The organism is Klebsiella sp. GW_Kp182, from assembly GCF_040062275.1.
GTDB classification, from domain to species: Bacteria; Pseudomonadota; Gammaproteobacteria; order Enterobacterales; family Enterobacteriaceae; genus Klebsiella; species Klebsiella michiganensis.
In genome coordinates this window covers 1-19,619 of record NZ_JBEAFQ010000057.1, presented here as the reverse complement: position 1 = coordinate 19,619, position 19,619 = coordinate 1, and the positions used below count along the sequence as shown (strand labels likewise).

17 protein-coding genes and 1 pseudogene are annotated in these 19,619 nt (G+C 60.3%); 14 read left to right on the top strand and 4 right to left on the bottom strand.

Annotated elements, in window-relative coordinates:
* Window positions 1–17 precede the first annotated feature (17 nt).
* The 6 genes from ABLU88_RS24060 to fbpC all read left to right on the top strand — a co-directional run bounded on the left by ABLU88_RS24060 (window position 18) and on the right by fbpC (window position 7,805).
* A complete protein-coding gene (locus ABLU88_RS24060; protein ID WP_348838223.1) occupies window positions 18–647 on the top strand; it encodes a response regulator transcription factor in 630 nt (209 codons plus the stop codon).
* A complete protein-coding gene (locus ABLU88_RS24055) occupies window positions 647–2,188 on the top strand; it encodes an MASE1 domain-containing protein (RefSeq protein WP_014837550.1) in 1,542 nt (513 codons plus the stop codon). Before ABLU88_RS24060 ends, ABLU88_RS24055 begins: the two co-directional genes overlap by 1 nt.
* Window positions 2,189–2,248: 60 nt before the next feature.
* On the top strand, window positions 2,249–3,568 hold the full coding sequence (gene uhpC / locus ABLU88_RS24050; RefSeq protein ID WP_348838243.1) for an MFS transporter family glucose-6-phosphate receptor UhpC: 1,320 nt from the start codon (window positions 2,249–2,251) through the stop codon (window positions 3,566–3,568).
* Window positions 3,568–4,599 (top strand): ABC transporter substrate-binding protein, encoded by a 1,032-nt coding sequence (locus ABLU88_RS24045; RefSeq protein WP_025107206.1) that lies wholly within the window; start codon window positions 3,568–3,570, stop codon window positions 4,597–4,599. Before uhpC ends, ABLU88_RS24045 begins: the two co-directional genes overlap by 1 nt.
* 69 nt (window positions 4,600–4,668) lie before the next feature.
* On the top strand, window positions 4,669–6,747 hold the full coding sequence (locus tag ABLU88_RS24040) for an iron ABC transporter permease (protein ID WP_085522053.1): 2,079 nt from the start codon (window positions 4,669–4,671) through the stop codon (window positions 6,745–6,747).
* Window positions 6,748–6,758: 11 nt separating this feature from the next.
* Window positions 6,759–7,805, top strand: coding sequence for a ferric ABC transporter ATP-binding protein (gene fbpC / locus ABLU88_RS24035; protein ID WP_348838218.1), 1,047 nt, complete (start codon window positions 6,759–6,761; stop codon window positions 7,803–7,805).
* 89 nt (window positions 7,806–7,894) lie between these two features.
* Here the strand turns inward: fbpC and mmuM are convergent, their stop codons facing one another.
* Window positions 7,895–8,827 (bottom strand): homocysteine S-methyltransferase, encoded by a 933-nt coding sequence (mmuM, locus tag ABLU88_RS24030; RefSeq protein WP_032748170.1) that lies wholly within the window; start codon window positions 8,825–8,827, stop codon window positions 7,895–7,897.
* On the bottom strand, window positions 8,814–10,220 hold the full coding sequence (mmuP, locus tag ABLU88_RS24025) for an S-methylmethionine permease (RefSeq protein ID WP_348838216.1): 1,407 nt from the start codon (window positions 10,218–10,220) through the stop codon (window positions 8,814–8,816). Before mmuP ends, mmuM begins: the two co-directional genes overlap by 14 nt.
* Window positions 10,221–10,500: 280 nt before the next feature.
* Here mmuP and eat point away from each other — a divergent pair, with 280 nt between their 5' ends.
* From eat to eutC, 3 genes are read left to right on the top strand one after another with little or no spacing between them, the layout of a single operon-like run.
* Entirely contained in the window at window positions 10,501–11,880 is a 1,380-nt protein-coding gene (gene eat / locus ABLU88_RS24020; RefSeq protein ID WP_004129501.1) for an ethanolamine permease, read from the top strand.
* A gap of 11 nt (window positions 11,881–11,891) precedes the next feature.
* The gene (locus ABLU88_RS24015; RefSeq protein WP_348838213.1) at window positions 11,892–13,280 is read left to right on the top strand and encodes an ethanolamine ammonia-lyase subunit EutB; all 1,389 of its coding nucleotides are present in this window, start codon (window positions 11,892–11,894) and stop codon (window positions 13,278–13,280) included.
* Complete coding sequence (gene eutC, locus ABLU88_RS24010) at window positions 13,277–14,053, top strand: ethanolamine ammonia-lyase subunit EutC (protein ID WP_348838211.1); 777 nt, start codon at window positions 13,277–13,279, stop codon at window positions 14,051–14,053. Before ABLU88_RS24015 ends, eutC begins: the two co-directional genes overlap by 4 nt.
* A gap of 260 nt (window positions 14,054–14,313) precedes the next feature.
* Here the strand turns inward: eutC and ABLU88_RS24005 are convergent.
* A pseudogene (locus tag ABLU88_RS24005) lies at window positions 14,314–14,391 on the bottom strand (hypothetical protein); the annotation flags it as partial.
* Between the two features lie 183 nt (window positions 14,392–14,574).
* Between ABLU88_RS24005 and ABLU88_RS24000 the strand changes: the two are divergent.
* Genes ABLU88_RS24000 through ABLU88_RS23980 form a run of 5 tightly spaced genes read left to right on the top strand, consistent with a single transcriptional unit; the run spans window position 14,575 to window position 19,107 of the window.
* Window positions 14,575–15,681: an ABC transporter substrate-binding protein gene (locus tag ABLU88_RS24000; RefSeq protein WP_024359092.1), complete on the top strand. Its 1,107-nt coding sequence runs from the start codon at window positions 14,575–14,577 to the stop codon at window positions 15,679–15,681.
* A gap of 20 nt (window positions 15,682–15,701) precedes the next feature.
* On the top strand, window positions 15,702–16,601 hold the full coding sequence (locus ABLU88_RS23995) for a branched-chain amino acid ABC transporter permease (RefSeq protein ID WP_004099333.1): 900 nt from the start codon (window positions 15,702–15,704) through the stop codon (window positions 16,599–16,601).
* A complete protein-coding gene (locus tag ABLU88_RS23990) occupies window positions 16,601–17,650 on the top strand; it encodes a branched-chain amino acid ABC transporter permease (protein ID WP_004848115.1) in 1,050 nt (349 codons plus the stop codon). The genes ABLU88_RS23995 and ABLU88_RS23990 overlap by 1 nt, the downstream gene beginning before the upstream one ends.
* Complete coding sequence (locus tag ABLU88_RS23985; RefSeq protein WP_014228113.1) at window positions 17,637–18,419, top strand: ABC transporter ATP-binding protein; 783 nt, start codon at window positions 17,637–17,639, stop codon at window positions 18,417–18,419. Before ABLU88_RS23990 ends, ABLU88_RS23985 begins: the two co-directional genes overlap by 14 nt.
* The gene (locus ABLU88_RS23980; RefSeq protein WP_048261359.1) at window positions 18,412–19,107 is read left to right on the top strand and encodes an ABC transporter ATP-binding protein; all 696 of its coding nucleotides are present in this window, start codon (window positions 18,412–18,414) and stop codon (window positions 19,105–19,107) included. The genes ABLU88_RS23985 and ABLU88_RS23980 overlap by 8 nt, the downstream gene beginning before the upstream one ends.
* Window positions 19,108–19,214: 107 nt before the next feature.
* Here ABLU88_RS23980 and ABLU88_RS23975 read toward each other — a convergent pair whose 3' ends face one another.
* Window positions 19,215–19,397, bottom strand: a complete 183-nt coding sequence (locus ABLU88_RS23975) for a hypothetical protein (RefSeq protein ID WP_004129481.1) — start codon at window positions 19,395–19,397, stop codon at window positions 19,215–19,217.
* Window positions 19,398–19,619: the final 222 nt, after the last annotated feature.

Here is a 19,619-nt window from a genome sequence, read left to right as displayed (position 1 = left end):
GCTGAGAGAGAAGAAACATGATTCGAGTGGTGCTGGTCGATGACCATGTGGTGGTGCGTTCAGGCTTTGCGCAGTTACTCAGCCTCGAAGAAGATCTTGAGGTGGTTGGCCAGTTCAGCCGCGCGGCGGAAGCCTGGCCGGCGCTGCTGCGCGACGACGTCGACGTGGCGGTCATGGATATCGCCATGCCGGATGAGAACGGCCTGAGCCTGCTAAAGCGCCTGCGCGCGCAAAAGCCGCAGTTCCGCGCCATTATTCTCAGTATTTACGACACCCCCACCTTCGTGCAGAGCGCGCTTGATGCCGGCGCCAGCGGCTATTTGACCAAACGCTGCGGCCCGGAAGAGTTGGTCCAGGCGGTGCGTTCCATCGGTATGGGCGGACACTACCTGTGCGCCGATGCGCTGCGGGCGCTGCGCGGCGGAGAACAACCGGCGCAGGTGCTGGAAGTGCTCACCCCGCGTGAACGCGAAGTATTTGATTTGCTGGTTAAAGGCGACAGCGTCAAGGAGATCGCCTTTAAGCTCGAGCTCAGCCACAAAACGGTTCACGTCCATCGCGCCAACGTGCTGGGCAAACTACAGTGTCACAGCACCATTGATCTGGTCCATTTCGCCCTCGACCACCAGCTGCTGGCGGGTCATTAATGTCGCGCAGCCTTCGCCACAGCGTCATCTCGCTGTTCATCGTGCTGGCCTGGGGAAGCGGCTGGCTGATGCTGTGGACGCTCGGATTTTACCTGACCCATAACGGCCAGCAGGCGGCGCTGTTCCTGCCGCACGGCGTCTATCTGGCGCTGCTGATCCTGCTTTCGCGCCGCTACTGGCCCGCGCTGGTGCTGCCTCCGGTGCTGATGCTGCTCTGGCTGCACGGCGAACAGCTGCTGAACGGCTATATTCTGCTGGCCGCGCCGTTGATCGGCCTGCTTCCCGCCGGCCTCGCCCAACAGTTCTGGCACCGCTTTCCCCTTTACTGGCAGCGGCTGACGCTGCTGCTGGCCACGGTTACCGCCAGCGCGCTGCTCAACACCGCCCTGCTCTCGCCGTTTGTGAAAAGCCCGGCGATGATGCTCGGCCTGGCCTCGTTTACCGGCGGGGTGCTGCTGACGCCGTTTGTCTATCTGATTTTTGAATTCCTACGCCAGCAGCACCGCTACCATCTGCTGGGACTGGATACCAATAATCCACCGCTGCGCACCTCATTGATCATCTGGTGCAGCCTGTTCTTTATCATCGGCATCGGCACCCAGATGGTACTGTCGCCGGAAATCGAGCGCCTGCTGTTAATTGTGGTGTTTCTGCCCAACGTGGTGATGGCGTGGAAGTTCGGCTGGCAGGGCGGCGTCCTTTCCGGCCTGCTGGGCAGCATGATGATCACCATCGCCCGCCAGGTTGGCGTTGGATTCAGCAACCTGGTGGAGCTGGAGATTTTTCTGGCCACCCAGGCGCTGCTCGGCATCGGGCTGGGCATTGCCATCAGCCGCCAGCAGCACCTGGCGCAAAACCTGCACCACTACCGCCAGCGACTGGAGGCGGAGCTGGCGGCGCGGCGGGCGCTGGCCGAAAAGCTGATCCATACCGAAGAGGATACGCGCAAAAGCCTGGCGCGCGAGCTGCACGACGAAATCGGCCAGAATATTACCGCCATTCAGATCCAGTCGCAGCTGGTGAAGCGGGCGCGCGATCCTGCGCAAACCCAGGCCGCCGCCAGCCAGATTAACGATCTCGCCCGGCGTATTCACCACTCCACCCGCCAGCTGCTGCGCCAGCTACGCCCGCCGGCCCTCGATGAGCTGTCGTTTAAAGAGGCGCTGCACCATTTGCTCAATGAGTTTGCCTTTGCCGAGCGCGGTATCCGCTGCCGCTTTGACTACCGGCTCACCGCCACGCCGGAGAGCGAAACGGTACGTTTTACCCTCTATCGGCTGCTGCAGGAGCTGCTTAACAACGTCTGTAAGCACGCCGACGCCAGCGAGGTTGCCATTGCCCTGTATCAGCAGGGGACGCTGCTGCGCCTGGAGGTGAAGGACAACGGTATCGGCATCAGCCCCGACAAAATGGCCGGCTTCGGCATTCAGGGCATGCGTGAGCGGGTCAGCGCCCTGGGCGGAGAGCTGACGCTGGAGTCGCAGCGCGGCACACGCGTAATTGTTAACTTGCCCACAAATTTGCAACAAACAGCCGGCTAACCAGGAAAAAGTCTTAGTCACTCCGGACTTTCTCTCATCCCCTTTCGATTTCACTTTCATATAGTCAGCAAAACGGAGACGGCTATGCGCTCAGCAACCGACATTAATCAACGTTACAGGACGCTGCGTCCGCAGCTGCTGATGTACATGGTCATCGGGTATGCGGCGTTTTACCTGACGCGCAAAAGCGTCAACTACGTTCTGCCGGCGCTGCAAACGGATCTGGGTCTGGATAAAGGCGATATCGGCCTGCTGGGATCGCTGTTTTACCTGACCTACGGCCTGTCGAAGTTTACCGCCGGGCTGTGGCACGACAGCCACGGGCAGCGCTGGTTTATGGGCGCGGGCCTGTTCGCCACCGGTCTGCTGAACGTGGTTTTCGCCTTCGGCGAGTCGCTGACGCTGCTGCTGGCGGTCTGGACGCTGAACGGATTTTTTCAGGGCTGGGGCTGGCCTCCCTGCGCCCGCCTGCTAACCCACTGGTACTCGCGCAACGAACGCGGCTTCTGGTGGGGCTGCTGGAATATGTCGATCAACATCGGCGGGGCGATTATCCCGCTGATTAGCGCCTTTGCCGCCCACTGGTGGGGCTGGCAGGCGGCGATGCTGGCACCGGGGATAATCAGCATGGCATCAGGCATCTGGTTAACGCTGCACCTGAAAGGAACGCCCCGCGAAGAGGGATTGCCGTCGGTGGGCGCCTGGCGTAACGACCCGCTGGAGCTGCGCCAGGAGCGGCAAAGCCCGCCGATGGGGCTGTGGCAGATGCTGCGCACCACGATGCTGAAGAACCCGATGATCTGGCTGCTGGGCGTCTCTTATGTGCTGGTCTACCTGATCCGCATCGCGCTCAACGACTGGGGCAACATCTGGCTGACGGAGAGCCACGGCGTCAATCTGCTCAGCGCCAACGCCACGGTGATGCTGTTTGAAGCGGGCGGCCTGCTCGGCGCGCTGTTCGCCGGATGGGGGTCGGATCTGCTGTTCAGCGGCCAGCGGGCGCCGATGATTTTACTGTTCACGCTGGGGCTGATGGTCTCCGTCGCCGCGCTCTGGCTGGCGCCGGTACACCACTACGCGCTGCTGGCGGTTTGTTTCTTTACGGTGGGCTTCTTCGTTTTTGGCCCGCAAATGCTGATTGGCCTCGCGGCGGTGGAGTGCGGACACAAAGCGGCGGCGGGTTCCATCAGCGGATTTCTCGGCCTGTTCGCCTATCTGGGGGCAGCGCTGGCGGGCTGGCCTCTGTCGCTGGTCATTGAACGCTACGGCTGGTCGGGGATGTTCAGTTTACTCTCGGTCGCCGCAGTTCTGATGGGTTTATTGCTGATGCCGCTGCTGATGGCGAGCATTACTACCTCTGCTGCTCAAAGGATAAAATAATGAAAAAAACGCTGGTCACTACCCTGATTGCTTCCGGCATTGCGCTGGCGACGTTAAGCGGCGCGGCGCACGCCAAAGGTCGTCTGGTGGTCTATTGCAGCGCCACCAACGAAATGTGTGAGGCGGAAACTAAAGCCTTCGGCGAAAAATATGACGTAAAAACCTCGTTTATTCGCAACGGCTCCGGCAGCACGCTGGCAAAGGTCGATGCCGAGAAGAAAAACCCGCAGGCGGATGTCTGGTACGGCGGCACCCTCGACCCGCAGTCCCAGGCCGGCGAAATGGGCCTGCTGCAGCCCTATAAATCGCCGAATCTTACGCAGGTGATGGAGCAGTTCCGCGACCCGGCGAAGCTGAAAGGCAACTACTCCTCGGCGGTGTACGTCGGCATTCTCGGCTTCGGCGTGAACACCCAGCGCCTGAAAGAGAAAAACCTGCCGGTGCCAAAATGCTGGAAGGATCTGACCAAACCGGAATACAAAGGCGAAATCCAGATTGCCGACCCGCAGAGCTCCGGTACCGCCTACACCGCGCTGGCGACCTTCGCCCAGCTGTGGGGAGACGATCAGGCTTTCGATTATCTTAAACAGCTCAACGCTAACGTCTCCCAGTACACGAAATCCGGTATCGCCCCGGCGCGCAACGCCGCCCGCGGTGAAACGGCCATCGGCATCGGCTTCCTGCACGACTATTCGCTGGAAAAAGAACAGGGCGCGCCGCTGGAGCTGATCTCGCCTTGCGAAGGCACCGGCTACGAAATTGGCGGCGTGAGCATTCTGAAGGGCGCGCGCAACCTCGACAACGCCAAACTGTTCGTCGACTGGGTGCTGTCGAAAGAGGCCCAGGAGCTGGCGTGGAAGAAAGGCAAGTCCTATCAGATCCTGACCAACACCAGCGCCGAAACTTCGCCGAACTCGCTGAAGCTCGACGACCTGAAGCTTATCAACTACGACATGGATAAATACGGCTCAACGGACGTGCGTAAAGCCCTCATCAATAAATGGGTTAGCGAAGTGAAGATGGGTAAATAAGCCCGCACTGCGTTCATTTGCCGGGTGGCGGCATCCACGCCCTACCCGGCCTACGACACCGGAAAACTTATGTCACACACACTTGCACTCCATCCCGTGAAAAAGCGGGATGCGATATTCCTTTGGGTTTTATTCGGCTGGCTGGCGTTCGCCCTGCTGCCGAGCTGGAGCCTGGATTACGGTCTGCTGGAGTCCACGCGCGATGAAATTCTCGCGGCCTACGGCTGGTCACAGTTCAATATCAGCTGGCTGTGGTATCTCCTGCCGAGCCTGCTGCTGATTCGTCCGTGGCAGGAAGCCAGCCGGGAGCAGCGCAGCCGCCACTACCTCGATGCCGGCTGGGCGCTCCTCTGTATGGCGTTTATCGTCGTCAGCGCCACCGTGGAAGGCCGCGGGTTAGGCTACGCCACCCTCGTGCTGTTTGTCGCGCTGGGCGCCATCATGACCCTGGCGCTCACCCGCCTGGAATGGCTGGGCGGCGACCGCTTTGTGATTGGTTCGCTGGTCACCATCGTGGCGTTAATCGGCGTCTTTATCGTCTGGCCGAGCATCGCCATTTTCATCCCGATGTTCACCAACGACGCCGGCGAGTTTGCCCCGCTGGCGTTTATGGCCGTGCTGTCGCAGGCGCATATCGTCCAGGTGATCCTCAACTCCATCGCCCTGTCGATTGCGGTAGGCATCGGCTGCACCTTCTTTGGCCTGGTGCTGGCGATTTACACCACCCGCATCGCAAAGCGCAGCGCGATTATTGGCCGCATTTTCTCGATTCTGCCGATCGTCACCCCGCCGTTTGTCGTCGGCCTCGGCGTTACCCTGATGATGGGCCGTTCCGGCTACGTCACCGAACTGATGGTCGACTGGTTTGGCTTAACCAACACCAACTGGCTGTACGGGTTTACCGGCATCTGGCTGGCGCAGGTGCTGGCGTTCACTCCGATGGCGTTTATGATCCTCGACGGCGCGATTAAAACCATTCATCCGTCGCTGGAGGAGGCGTCGTACACCCTGCGCGCCAGCCGCTGGCAGACCTTTAACGGCGTCTTCGTCCCGCTGCTGAAACCGGCGCTGGCGAACGCGTTTTTAATCGTCATCGTCCAGTCGCTGGCCGACTTCAGCAACCCGCTGGTGCTCGGCGGCAACTTCGACGTGCTGGCGACGCAAATCTACTTCTATATCACCGGTTCGCAGCTCGATTATCAGGCCGCCAGTACCCTGGGCGCGTTCCTGCTGCTGTTCTCGCTGCTGGTGTTCTGCATTCAGTATATGTGGATCGGCAAGCGCTCGTACGTCACGGTTTCCGGTAAGTCCTATCGCGGCGACGTGCAGCCGCTGCCGGTGACCCTGGTGTGGAGCGTGATCGCCATTCTGGCGGTGTGGATCGCCTTCAACGCCCTGCTCTACGGCAGCATTTTCTACGGCAGCTTTACCGTTAACTGGGGCGTGGACTACACCCTGACGCTGGATAACTTTATCAAGCTGTTCGGCCAGGGGATGAGCGACGGCGCCTGGCCTTCGCTGCTCGATACCCTGCTCTACGCCGGGATCGCCGCGCCGATCACCGCCGCCTTCGGCCTGCTGATCGCCTGGATCGTGGTGCGTCAGCAGTTTAAAGGCAAAAAGACCATCGAGTTCACCACCATGCTGTGCTTCGCGGTGCCGGGCACCGTGGCGGGCGTCTCCTATATTCTCGCCTTTAACAGCGCGCCGGTGTACCTCACCGGAACGGCGGCGATTGTGATTATCTCGATGGTGATGCGTAACGTGCCGGTGGGCATCCGGGCGGGCATTGCCGGTTTAGGCCAGATCGACAAATCGCTGGACGAAGCGTCGCTCAGCCTGCGCGCGGGTTCCCTGCGCACCATTACGCACATCCTGCTGCCGCTGCTGCGCCCGGCGATCCTCTCGGCGCTGATCTACAGCTTTGTGCGCGCCATTACCACCGTCAGCGCCATTGTGTTCCTCGTGACGCCGGACACCCGCGTCGCTACCGCCTATATCCTCAACCGGGTGGAAGACGGCGAATACGGCGTGGCGATCGCCTACGGATCGATTCTGATCGTAGTGATGCTGGCGATTATTTTTATCTTTGACTGGCTGATCGGGGAAGCGCGTATCTCCCGGTCAAAAGCCAAAAACCAGGCGTAATGGAGCGCACTATGAGTCAGAAAAATTTTGTTGAACTGCGCAACGTCACCAAACGATTCGGCAGCAACACGGTTATCGACAATATCAACCTCACCATCCCGCAGGGGCAAATGGTGACCCTGCTCGGCCCTTCCGGCTGCGGTAAGACCACCATCCTGCGCCTGGTCGCCGGGCTGGAAAAACCGAGCGAAGGGCAGATTTTCATCGATGGCGAAGATGTGACCCATCGCTCCATTCAGCAGCGCGACATCTGTATGGTGTTTCAGTCTTACGCCCTGTTTCCGCATATGTCGCTGGGGGACAACGTCGGCTACGGTCTGAAGATGCTCGGCGCGTCGCGCGGCGATGTGAAAGCGCGGGTGAAGGAGGCGCTGGCGATGGTGGATCTGGAAGGATTCGAAGACCGCTATGTCGATCAGATCTCCGGCGGCCAGCAGCAGCGCGTCGCGCTGGCGCGCGCCCTGATCCTCAAGCCAAAGGTGCTGCTGTTTGATGAGCCCTTAAGCAACCTCGACGCCAACCTGCGGCGCAGCATGCGCGATAAGATCCGCGAACTGCAAAAGCAGTTTGATATCACCTCGCTGTACGTGACCCACGATCAGAGTGAAGCCTTTGCGGTTTCCGATACCGTGCTGGTGATGAATAAGGGGCATATCATGCAGATCGGCTCGCCGCAGGATCTTTACCGCCATCCTGCGTCGCGCTTTATGGCGAGCTTTATGGGCGATGCCAACCTGTTCCCGGCCGCCTTCAGCGAGGGGTTCGTCGATATTTATGGCTATCGGCTGCCGAGGCCGCCGCATTTTGCCGCCCACGGCGAGGGCAGCGTCGGCGTCCGCCCGGAGGCGATCACCCTGAGCGATCGCGGCGAGGAGAGCCAGCGCTGCACGATCCGCCACGTGGCCTATATGGGACCGCAGTACGAGGTGACGGTAGAGTGGCACGGGCAGGAAATTTTACTGCAGGTGAACGCGACGCGGCTGCAGCCGGACGTCGGCGAGCATTACTATCTCGAAATCCACCCGTACGGGATGTTTGTGTTAGCGGATGCCGGATGATTGATGCCGGGTAGCGCTTACGCTTACCCGGCCTACGATTCGTGCACGTTGTCGGCCGGGTAAGGCATCAGCCGCCACCCGGCGCAAACTCAACGCCGGGCGTTCAGTTCGGCAATATCCTTCGGCGTCGTGCGGCAGCAGCCGCCAATCAGCTTCGCCCCCGCCGCCAGCCACTGGGGTAAATATCCCGCCAGCGTTGCACAGGCTTCGCCGTGGTGATGCCAGGTCTTGGATACCGGGTCATAGTGCTCCCCGGAGTTAGGATAAACCACCAGCGGCAGCGCCGTCAGGCTATGCAGATGCGCCAGCGCGGCGGTGGTGTTCTCCAGTGCGATACAGTTAATGCCCAGCGCCACCACCTGCGGATAGTTTGCCAGCACACCAACCACTTCCCGCAGCGGCGTGCCGTCGCTGAGATGCTGCGCATCGCGCAGGGTAAACGAGAACCACGCCCGCGCGCGCGGATAGGCGGTCAGCAGCTCCGCCAGCGCCTTCATCTCGGCGAAATTCGGCATCGTTTCGCAGGCCAGCAGATCGGCCCCGGCGTCGAGCAGCGCTTCCACGCGCGGACGATGAAACGCCTGAAATTCCTCACGGCTGCGGACATAATCGCCGCGATACTCCGAGCCGTCCGCCAGGAAGGCGCCGTACGGCCCGACCGAACCGGCAACCAGCAGCGCGCCCGCCTGCGGGTTTTCCGCCAGATACGCCTCCCGCGCCTTGCGGGCCAGCTCAACGCTTTTGCCGATCAGCGCTTTCGACTGCGCTTCATCGAGGCCGCGGGCGGCAAAGCCCGCCGGCGTCGCCTGATAGCTGGCGGTGATCGCCACCTGCGCGCCGGCGCGGAAATAGTCGAGGTGAACTTCGCGGATAAGCTCCGGGTTGTCGACCAGCACTTTCGCCGACCACAGGCTGTCGGCAAGATTGCAGCCGCGCGCTTCCAGCTCCGTCGCCATCGCGCCGTCCAGCAGGATAAAGGGCTTTGCGTCAAGGAGGGCGGTTAACGGATTATTCTGCGACATGTTGAGGCTCCTGGGTGAGTTTCCGTGAACGAGTCAGATAATACGCACCATAACACAGTGCCACGAACGGGATCCCGCACCACAGCGCAATCCTCTGACTCGGGTCAAACGCCAGACCCACGCAGGCCACCAGGCAAAGCACAAATCCCAGCGCCGGCACCAGCGGATACCACGGCGCGCGGTAGTGCAGTTCGCTTAGCGCCTTCCCCTGCTGCAGATGACGGCGGCGGAACATAAAGTGCGAGGCGCAGATGCTCAGCCATACCGCCACCACCGCGAAGCCGGAAATCGCCGACAGCGCGACAAACACCGTATCCGGGGCCACGACGCTGGAGAAGAGCGCCAGCACGCCGCCGAGCATGCTGACCGAAATCGCCGTCAGCGGCACGCCGTTCCTGGTCAATTTGGTAAAACAGGCCGGCAGCGTTTTTTCATTGGAGAGCGACCACAGCATCCGCCCGGAGGCGTAGAGGCCAGAGTTGGCCGCCGACAGAATCGCCGTCAGGATCACAAAATTAAAGATATCCGCCGCGTAAGGGATCCCCACCTTTTCGAACACCAGCACAAACGGGCTTTTTTCGACTCCCGCCTGCTGCATCGGGATCAGCGCCGCCAGCACGAAGACGGTGCCGATAAAAAAGATAATCAGCCGGGCGATGGTGGTGCGAATGGCCACCGGAATGACTTTGTGCGGATTCTCCGTTTCCCCCGCCGCGATGCCGATAAGCTCGGTGCCGGAGAAAGCGAAGTTAACCGCCACCATGGTCATCAGGATCGGCAGACCGCCGTGCGGGAACCAGCCTTCGGCGGTGATATTGCGCAGCCCCGGCGCCGGGGAGCCATCCTGCATCGGAATGATGCCGAAGATCGCCGCCCCGCCGAGAATAATAAAGGCAATAATAGTGACCACCTTCACCAGCGAGAACCAGAATTCACCTTCGGCAAAGAAGCGGGTGGAGATAACGTTGAGGGCGAAAATCACCGCGCAGAACACCACGCACCAGGCCCATACCGGCACCTGCGGGAACCAGTACTGCATGCAGAATCCGGCGGCGGTGAAGCTTGAGCCAAGCGCCACGGTCCAGGTCAGCCAGTAGAGCCAGGCGACGGTGTACCCGGTCGCCGGGCCGAGATAGCGCGCGGCGTAGACGTGGAACGCCCCGGTTTCCGGCATCGCCACCGAGAGTTCGCCCAGACACTGCATCACCAGCCAGACCACCAGCGCGCCAATCAGATAGGCCAGCAGCGTACCCGCCGCTCCGGTGGTGGAGATGATATAGCCGGTATTAAAAAATAGCCCTGTGCCAATAACGCCACCCAGCGACAGCATAATCAGGTGGCGGGTCTTCATGGTGCGCTTAAGCTGCCCACCTTGTTGTTGTGTTGTTTGCATTTGACCTCATGGGCGTATAGACATCTAAACATCCAGATAAGAGATTCCTTATACCCCGCCTATCGCCAAATTGCAAAGCGGCCTGGCGCGATGGCGCAAAAAAGACGCTGGCGCCAGTAACGCCACATTTGCGGGCAGCTGCACCACGGCGACTCTCCCGCCGGGCGCGGTCTGCACCTTTTTTGATCCTCGTTGGCGTAAACCGCCGCGTTTATCGGTGATATGCCCTGGCATTCTCTTTGCAACCCTCCCGATATCTTTATCTGGCGAGGCAACGAACATGACAGAGCAAACCACAACGCTAAAAAGAACGCTCGGCAGTTTCCGCTTATGGGGGATCGCCGTTGGGCTGGTTATTTCCGGAGAGTATTTTGGCTGGAGCTACGGCTGGTCCCAGGCCGGGACGCTGGGCTTTATGATCGTCGCGCTGGCCATCGCCGCGATGTACTGCGCCTTTATTTTTAGCTTTACCGAGCTGACCACCGCCATTCCGCATGCGGGCGGGCCTTTTGCCTACGCCTACCGCGCCTTTGGCCCGACCGGCGGGTTTATCGCCGGCTTCGCGACCCTGATTGAATTCGTCTTCGCCCCGCCCGCCATCGCCATGGCCATCGGCGCCTATCTTAACGTGCAGTTTCCGGCGCTCGACCCCAAATGGGTGGCCTGCGGCGCCTACATCATCTTTATGACGCTGAATATTCTCGGCGTGGGTATCGCCGCGACCTTTGAGCTGGTGGTGACGTTATTAGCGATTTTCGAACTGCTGGTGTTTATGGGCGTTGTCGCGCCGGGCTTCTCCTGGAGCCACTTTACCGCTAACGGCTGGGCGGGCGCGGAGAGCTTCAGCGGCCTGGCGCTGCCGGGGATGTTTGCCGCCATCCCGTTCGCTATCTGGTTCTTTCTGGCGATTGAAGGCGCATCGATGGCCGCCGAAGAGGCGAAGGATCCGCAGCGCACCATTCCCCGGGCGCTGGGCGGCGGCATCCTGACCCTGACCGTGCTGGCGATTGGCGTGATGATTTTTGCCGGCGGCGTGGGCGACTGGCGAACCCTGGCCAATATTAACGACCCGCTGCCGCAGGCGATGAAAATGGTGGTCGGCAACAGCAGCGGCTGGCTGCATATGCTGGTGTGGCTGGGACTCTTCGGCCTGGTGGCCTCGTTCCACGGGATTATCATGGGCTACTCGCGGCAGATTTACTCGCTGGCGCGCGCGGGCTATCTCCCCGCCAGCCTGGCGACGCTGAACCGCCGCACCCGCACGCCGCATCTGGCGATCCTCGCCGGGGGCGTGGTGGGCATCGCCGCCATTTTCTCCGATTCGCTGATCACCATTAGCGGGATGCCGCTGACCGCCTGTATCGTCACGATGTCGGTATTTGGCGCTATTGTTATGTATATCACCTCGATGGCGGCGCTGTTTAAACTGCGCCGCAGCGAGCCGAAGCTGATTCGACCGTTCCGCGCGCCGCTCTATCCGTGGGCGCCGGCCTTCGCGCTGGCCATGGCGGTACTTTGCCTGGTGGCGATGGTCTGGTACAACACGCTGCTGGCGCTGATTTTCGCCGCCATGATGCTCGGCGGCTACCTGTGGTTTCGCAAGACCGCAGCGGCCCGCCAGCGCGCGGCGGTGGATCCGCAGCTGCGTACGGTCTCCTGAGGAGGCGACACATGTATAAAACCACGCTATCGGGCCAGGTATGGCGCTTTGATAGTCTGAAAACCTTGATGGCGAAGGCCTCCCCTGGGCGTTCCGGCGACGCGCTGGCGGGGGTTATCGCCGGCTCCGCCGAAGAGCGGATGGCGGCAAAAATGGCGCTGGCGGAGGTTCCGCTCACGGAGATTCTCGATAATCCGCTGATTCCCTACGAGCAGGATGAGGTGACCCGGCTGATCCTCGATACCCACGACGCCCGGGGCTTCGCGGCGATTCGCCATCTTACGGTCGGAGATTTTCGCGACTGGCTGCTCGACGACGCCACCGATGAAGCGGCGCTGCGCCAGGTCGCCCGCGCGATAACCCCGGAGATGGCCGCCGCGGTCAGCAAGCTGATGCGCAATCAGGATCTGATCCTCGCCGCCAGCAAATGCCGGGTCGTCACCCGTTTTCGCAATACCATCGGCCTGCCGGGGTGCCTGAGCGTGCGCCTGCAGCCCAATCACCCGACCGATGATATGAAAGGCATCGCCGCCAGCATGCTCGACGGCCTGCTGTACGGCGCCGGGGACGCGGTGATCGGCATCAATCCGGCCAGCGACAGCCTGCCGGTGCTGGCGCAGCTGAACCATATGCTTGACGATATTATTCAGCGCTTCGCCATCCCCACCCAGTCGTGCATTTTGACCCACGTCACCAACACCCTGCAGCTGATTGAGCGCGGCGCGCCGGTGGATCTGGTGTTCCAGTCGGTGGCCGGTACCGAAGCCGCCAACAGCGGTTTCGGCATTAATCTGGCTCTGCTGCAGGAAGCGCGGGAAGCGGCGCTTAGCCTGAACCGCGGCACGCTGGGCAACAACGTGATGTATTTTGAAACCGGCCAGGGCAGCTGTCTTTCCGCCAACGCCCACCACGGCGTTGATCAGCAGACCTGCGAAGCCCGGGCCTATGCCGTCGCCCGCCATTTTGAGCCGCTGCTGGTCAATACGGTGGTGGGCTTTATCGGCCCGGAGTATCTGTACGATGGTAAGCAGATTATCCGCGCCGGGCTGGAAGATCACTTCTGCGGCAAGCTGATGGGGCTGCCCATCGGCTGCGACGTTTGCTACACCAATCACGCCGAAGCGGATCAGGACGATATGGATACCCTGCTGACGCTGCTCTGCGCGGCCGGGCTGACCTTTTTGATCGGCGTTCCGGGGGCTGACGATATTATGCTCAACTACCAAAGCACCTCGTTCCACGATGCCCTTTACGCCCGCCGACTGCTGGGTTTACAGCATGCGCCTGAGTTCGCCGACTGGCTGACGAAGATGCAGATTATTGACCGCCACGGCGCGCTGCGTCTGACCGATGCCCGCCATCCGCTGCTTTCCGTCCTGCCGCAAGGAGAACCGGTATGAATCCTCCCGACGCCTGGAACCCGCTGCGTGAGTTTACCGATGCGCGGATTGCGCTGGGGCGCAGCGGCGCCAGCCTGCCGACCCGCGAAGTGCTGAATTTCGGCCTCGCCCACGCCCGGGCGCGCGATGCCATTCACCAGCCTTTCGCCAGCGACCAGTTAGTCCAGCCGCTGGCGGAGCTGGGGCTGTCGACGCTGACCGTCCGCAGCGCCGCCAGCGATCGCCATGTCTATCTGAATCGCCCGGATCTGGGGCGACAGCTGAACGAAGAGAGCCGCGCCGACCTCGCCGCCAGCGGCGCGCGCCCCGCCGACCTGCTGCTGGTGATTGGCGACGGGCTGTCGTCATACGCCGTGCAGCGCCAGGCGGTGCCGCTGATTCGCGCCCTGCTGCCCTATCTGGAAACCCTCGGCCTGAGCCTGGCCCCGGTGGTGCTGGCGCACCAGTCGCGGGTCGCGCTGGGCGATGATATAGGCGAAACGCTGAAGGCCAAAGCGGTGGCGATATTGATTGGCGAAAGGCCCGGGCTCTCCTCGCCGGATAGCCTCGGGGTGTATTTAACCTGGCAGCCGCATCGTCAGCGGCTGGAGTCGGAGCGCAACTGTATTTCTAATATCCGTCCGGAAGGACTGAGCTTTGATGCCGCCGCATTTAAACTGGCCTGGCTACTGGAGCAGGCCTTTTTGCGGCGGCTTACCGGAGTGCGCCTGAAAGACGAAAGCGATAATCCGGCGCTGCATGGAAAAATAAAACCATTGAGCCAGTTAAAATAATAAGTCACGCAGGCAGCAGAATAGATTTTTAATATTATCTGGCGCACCTGAATATTATATTCGGGTGCGCGCTGAAATTGCGGGCTTTCCAGGCCGGGTAAGGCGTCAGCCGCCACCTGGCAAAATGCGTTAACCGTACCAAAAACAGTATTTTCATCAGCCTTATGCCCTCTCCTGGAGGTAATAAGAATATTGCATGAGTAAAAACGAAACGGACGTTGTAAGGTAAATCCGCATACCAAATATATCTCGTTATCTATTCAACATAACAGCCAATAATTCGCCGGATACGCTGGCGAATTATGTCTCAATGTTATGCAGTCATTGATAGTTAAAGATATACCCAAAATAATTCGAGTTGCAGGAAGGCGGCGACGCAGTGAATCCCCAGGAGCTTACTGAAGTAAGTGACTGGGGTGAGCGAGGAAAGCCAACGCACAAGCAACTTGAAGTATGAAGGGTATAAATAATCCACCGACGGTGAGGTAACAATGAACAAGTTTTCCGGGAAAGCGTCTTTAATGGCCACGCTGGTTGCCGCGTGGGTCGGTGCCAGCAGCGCGCAGGCGGCTGAAATTAAAATCGGCGTGGTCTTACCGCTGAGCGGCGCGCTGAGCGGCTACGGTCAGCCTTCGCAAAAAGGGCTGGATATTATCCAGAGCATTACGCCGACGTTAAAAAACGGCGACACCGTGAAGCTTATCGTGATCGACGATAAGAGCGATAAGGTCGAAGCCGCTAACGCCATGCAGCGCCTGGTTTCCAGCGATAAAGTCGATGCGGTGATCGGCGAAGTCACCTCCTCCAATACCCTGGCGATGACCAAAATCGCCGACGACAGCAAAACGCCGCTGGTCTCCTCAACCGCGACCAACGACCGCGTTACCCGCAACCACCCTTACGTCAGCCGGGTCTGCTTCTCCGACAGCTTCCAGGGCGTGGTCGGCGCTAACCTCGCCTCGCGCGATCTGAAAGCCAAAACCGCCGCCATCGTCTTCGACAGCAGCAACGACTACTCCGTCGGCCTGGCGAAGGCCTTTCGCACGCAGTTCCTGAAAAACGGCGGCACCATTCCTATCGAAGTTCAGGCTCCCGGCGGCAGCAAAGACTTTAAGGCCCAGCTGGCCAGCGTGAAGGCGAAGAACGTCGACATGATCTATATGCCGATCTACTACACCGAAGGGGCGCTGATCGCCGTACAGGCGAAGCAGCTGGGGCTGAGCAAGCCGGTGGTCGGCGGCGACGGGCTGGCGGCGGATCAGGTCTTTTTTGACGTCGGCAAAGACGCGGTCAACGGCTATATGACCACCGACTACTACTCGCCGAACGCCAAAGAGCAAACGCCGGCGGGCGAGGTGTTTATCAAAGCCTGGGAAGCCAAATACCAGCAGCCGACCCACACCTGGGGCGCGATGGCGGCGGACGCCTATAACGTCATTATCAACGCCATGAACCAGTGCAGCGACCCGCACGACCGGGTTTGCGTTAACGAAAAAATTCGCGCCACTAAGGACTTCCAGGGCGTAACCGGCACGCTGACGTTACAAAACGGCGACGCTATCCGCAGCGCGGTCATCAACGAAGTGAAGGATGGCAAGCTGGCGTTTCGTACCGTGGTTAATCCTTAAGGTTTTATAAGGGATATCAGATGGATGGTGCCATTTTTCTCCAGCAAGTGGTCAATGGAATGAGCCTTGGGGGCATGTACGCCCTGATTGCCATCGGTTATACGATGGTTTATGGGGTGCTTCGCCTGATCAACTTCGCCCATGCGGACGTAATGATGGTCGGGGCGTTTACCACCCTGTTTTTGTTTTCTTCCATTGGGCTACCCTTCGGGGTAGCCGTTTTCCTGACCCTCGCGCTGTGCGGCCTGTTCGGTATGCTGATCGACCGGGTGGCCTATCGCCCGCTGCGTCAGGCATCAAAAATCTCCATGCTGATCACCGCCATCGGCGTCAGCTTCTTCCTCGAAAACCTGTTCAACGTGCTGTTTGGCGGCAGCTCGCGCTTCTTTTCCGCACCGGAATTTTTCAACAACACCCGCGCCTTTGGTGACGTGATTATCACCAACGTGGCGTGGATCGTGCCGCTGATCACCGTCCTGCTGCTGCTGGCGATCCTCTGGCTGCTGTACCGCACCCGCTACGGGATGGCGATCCGCGCGGTGGCCTTCGACGTTAATACCGTGCGCCTGATGGGCATCGACGCCAACCGCATTATCTCGCTGGTGTTCGCCCTCGGCAGCAGCCTCGCGGCGCTGGGCGGGGTTTTCTACTCCATCAGCTACCCGACCATCGACCCGCTGATGGGCGTGCTGATCGGCCTGAAGGCCTTCGCCGCCGCGGTGCTCGGCGGAATCGGCAGCGTCACCGGCGCGGTGCTCGGCGGCTTTATTCTCGGCTTTACCGAGGTGGTGGCGGTCGCTCTGTTTCCCGAGCTGGGCGGTTACAAAGACGCCTTTGCCTTTATGTTCTTGATTCTGGTCCTCTTGTTCCGCCCGGTTGGCATTATGGGCGATGAACGTCTGGAAAGGAGCCGTTTCTGATGCTCAACGCTACGACTACCGCCGGGGCGCAGCTGCGCAACCTGGTCATTATTGCTCTCTGCGTCGCGCTGCTGGCCGGGATCAACGTCGTCTTCAACGACTACATTATTCGCGTCATCAGCACCATTTTCGTCTTTATGATCCTCGCGGTCAGCTATAACCTGATCAACGGCGTGACCGGCCAGCTGTCGCTGGAGCCCAACGGCTTTGTGGCGGTCGGTGCTTACGTCACCGCCCTGCTGATCCTCCCCAGCGACAGCAAGCTGGATATGTTTGAGATGGCCGCCCCCAGCCCGTGGATCCTCGTGCTGCACGCCGGGTTCCTGCCCGCGCTGCTCATTAGCGGCCTGTGCGCGGCGGCGCTGGCGGTTTGCCTTGCCCTGCCGGTCTTCCGCGTGCGCGGCGACTACCTGGCGATTGTGACCCTCGGCTTCGGCTTTATCATTAAAATCCTCGCTATCAACAATCCGCAGATCACCAACGGCGCCATTGGCCTCAACGATATTCCGCAGCAGCCGCATCTCCTGTTCTGGTGCGGGCTGTTCGCCCTGCTGGCGACCGGGATGATTTTGCAGCTGGTGTGGTCGAAGTACGGGCGAATGATGAAAGCGGTGCGCGACGACGAAGACGCCGCTATCGCCATGGGCGTGAACACGTTTCGCATTAAAACCTGCGCCTTCGCCACCAGCGCCTTCTTCGAAGGGATCGGCGGCGGCCTGCTGGCCTCGCTGCTGACCACCATCTCGCCGGGCCTGTTCGACTTTATGCTCACCTTCCAGCTGCTGATTATTATCGTGCTCGGCGGCCTGGGCAGCACCACCGGCGCGCTGCTCGGCACCGTACTGGTGGTCGGCAGCGGCGAGTGGCTGCGCTTTCTCGACCAGCCGCTCCAGTTCTTCGGTCACGATCTCGGCGCGTATCCGGGCCTGCGGATGGTGGTGTTCTCGCTGCTGCTGCTGATCATCATGCTGTTCGCCCGCGAAGGTCTGCTGGGCAAAAAAGAGATTTGGCAAGTGGGCAAAAGGGGCCGCGGCTATGGCGCAAAATAAGGTCATTTTACAGGTACAGGACGTGACCATGCAGTTCGGCGGCCTGCGGGCCATCGACAGCGTCAGTTTCCACGTCGACGAGGCGGAAATTTTTGGCCTGATTGGCCCCAACGGCGCGGGCAAAACCACGATGTTCAACGTCATCACCGCCAACTATAAGCCGACCAGCGGCAGCGTGACCCTGGCGGGAAAGTCGCTGAAGGGGCTGAAGCCGAACCGGGTGGTCAACGCCGGGATCGCCCGCACCTTTCAGAATATCCGCCTGTTCAACTCGATGACGGTATTAGAAAACGTGATGGTCGGCCTCGACAGCGCCAGCCGCTATTCGCTGCTGGAAGCGGCGCTGCATATTGGCCGCTACTTCCCCGCCGAGCGGGCGGCAAAGGCCAAAGCGATGGCGATTCTGGACGATATCGGTATCGCCCATTTCGCCGACGTGCAGGCCACCAACCTCAGCTACGGCAACCAGCGCAAGGTGGAGATCGCCCGCGCGCTGGCGACGTCGCCAAAATTGCTGCTGCTCGACGAGCCCGCCGCCGGGATGAACCCGAAAGAGACGGAGGATCTGGCGGATCTGATCTTCCGCATGCGTAACGATTATCAGCTCAGCGTACTGCTGATCGAGCACGATATGCCGTTCGTCAACAAGCTTTGCGAGCGGGTGATGGTGCTGGAGTACGGCAAACCGCTGTTTAGCGGCCTGATGTCCGAAGCCATTCAGGATCCGGACGTGATTTCCGCCTACCTGGGGGACGTTCGTTATGCTTAGCGCGCGCGAGTTAAAAGTGTTTTACGGCGTGATTCAGGGGCTGAAAGGGGTGGACATTGATATTCACGATCGGGAGATTGTGACCCTTATCGGCAGCAACGGTGCCGGGAAAACCTCCACCCTCAACGGGATCGTCAACCTGGTGCGTTCCACGGGGCGGGTCAATTTTCTCAACGAGGATATTTCCCGCAGCCAGACGCATCAGATTGTGCGTAAGGGGCTGGCGCTGGTGCCAGAAGGACGGCGCATCTTTACCAACCTGACCATCGAAGAAAATCTGCGCATGGGGGCCTACAACAATCTCGCCGGCTTTACCCGCCTGCGCGATCGCATGTACAGCCTGTTTCCCCGGCTGAAAGAGCGGCGCGGCCAGATGGCGGGAACCATGAGCGGCGGCGAGCAGCAGATGCTGGCGATCGCCAGAGCGTTGATGAGCGAGCCGGTACTGCTGATGCTCGATGAGCCAAGCCTCGGCCTGGCGCCGAAAATTGTTGGGGAGCTGTTTGCGACGATTAAGCAGCTGCGGGAAGAGAATATTACCGTGCTGCTGGTAGAGCAGAACGCCACGGCGGCGTTGACCATCGCCGATCGCGCCTATGTGCTGGAGAATGGGAAGATTATGCTCTCTGGTCCGGCGCCGGAGGTGCTGGCGAATCCGGAAATCAAACGGATGTATCTGGGGGGATAAAGCTGTTCAGGGCTGCGGCTTCGCTTCCTGCGTCGCCGCAACCGCAAACAGCCTCGCGCTACACAAAGCACACCTCGTTCCAGTAGGCTTCACGCGTCCTGCGCCGCTCAGTATGTTTTATCATGGCGAAACCACCTTGTTTCAACGTTGCCGAGCTCAATTCCGTAGAGACTGGCGACCGGTAATATTGCCTCCATGATGCGTTGGGTATCCTGCTGACCGGCTTCACCGCCGGATCCAGATAAAGAAGCCAGCCAGCCCGTTATGCGTTGCCACAGCGCCACTTTCATTTTTCTCCTCCGTCGGGAAGCATTTTTGCCTGTGTCTATTTCAACCACAGTTGACGGCGGGCGGGAAATATCAATTCCGGATTTGTAATTCTGTGGGATGCATATTGGAGCCTTTCCCGGATTGCGACGTAAACGTCTTATCCGGGCTACACGACCCCAGACGACTGAGGCCCCGTAGCCCAGCCAAGCGCAGCGCAGGCTGGGAAGGACCCGCAGCGTTTG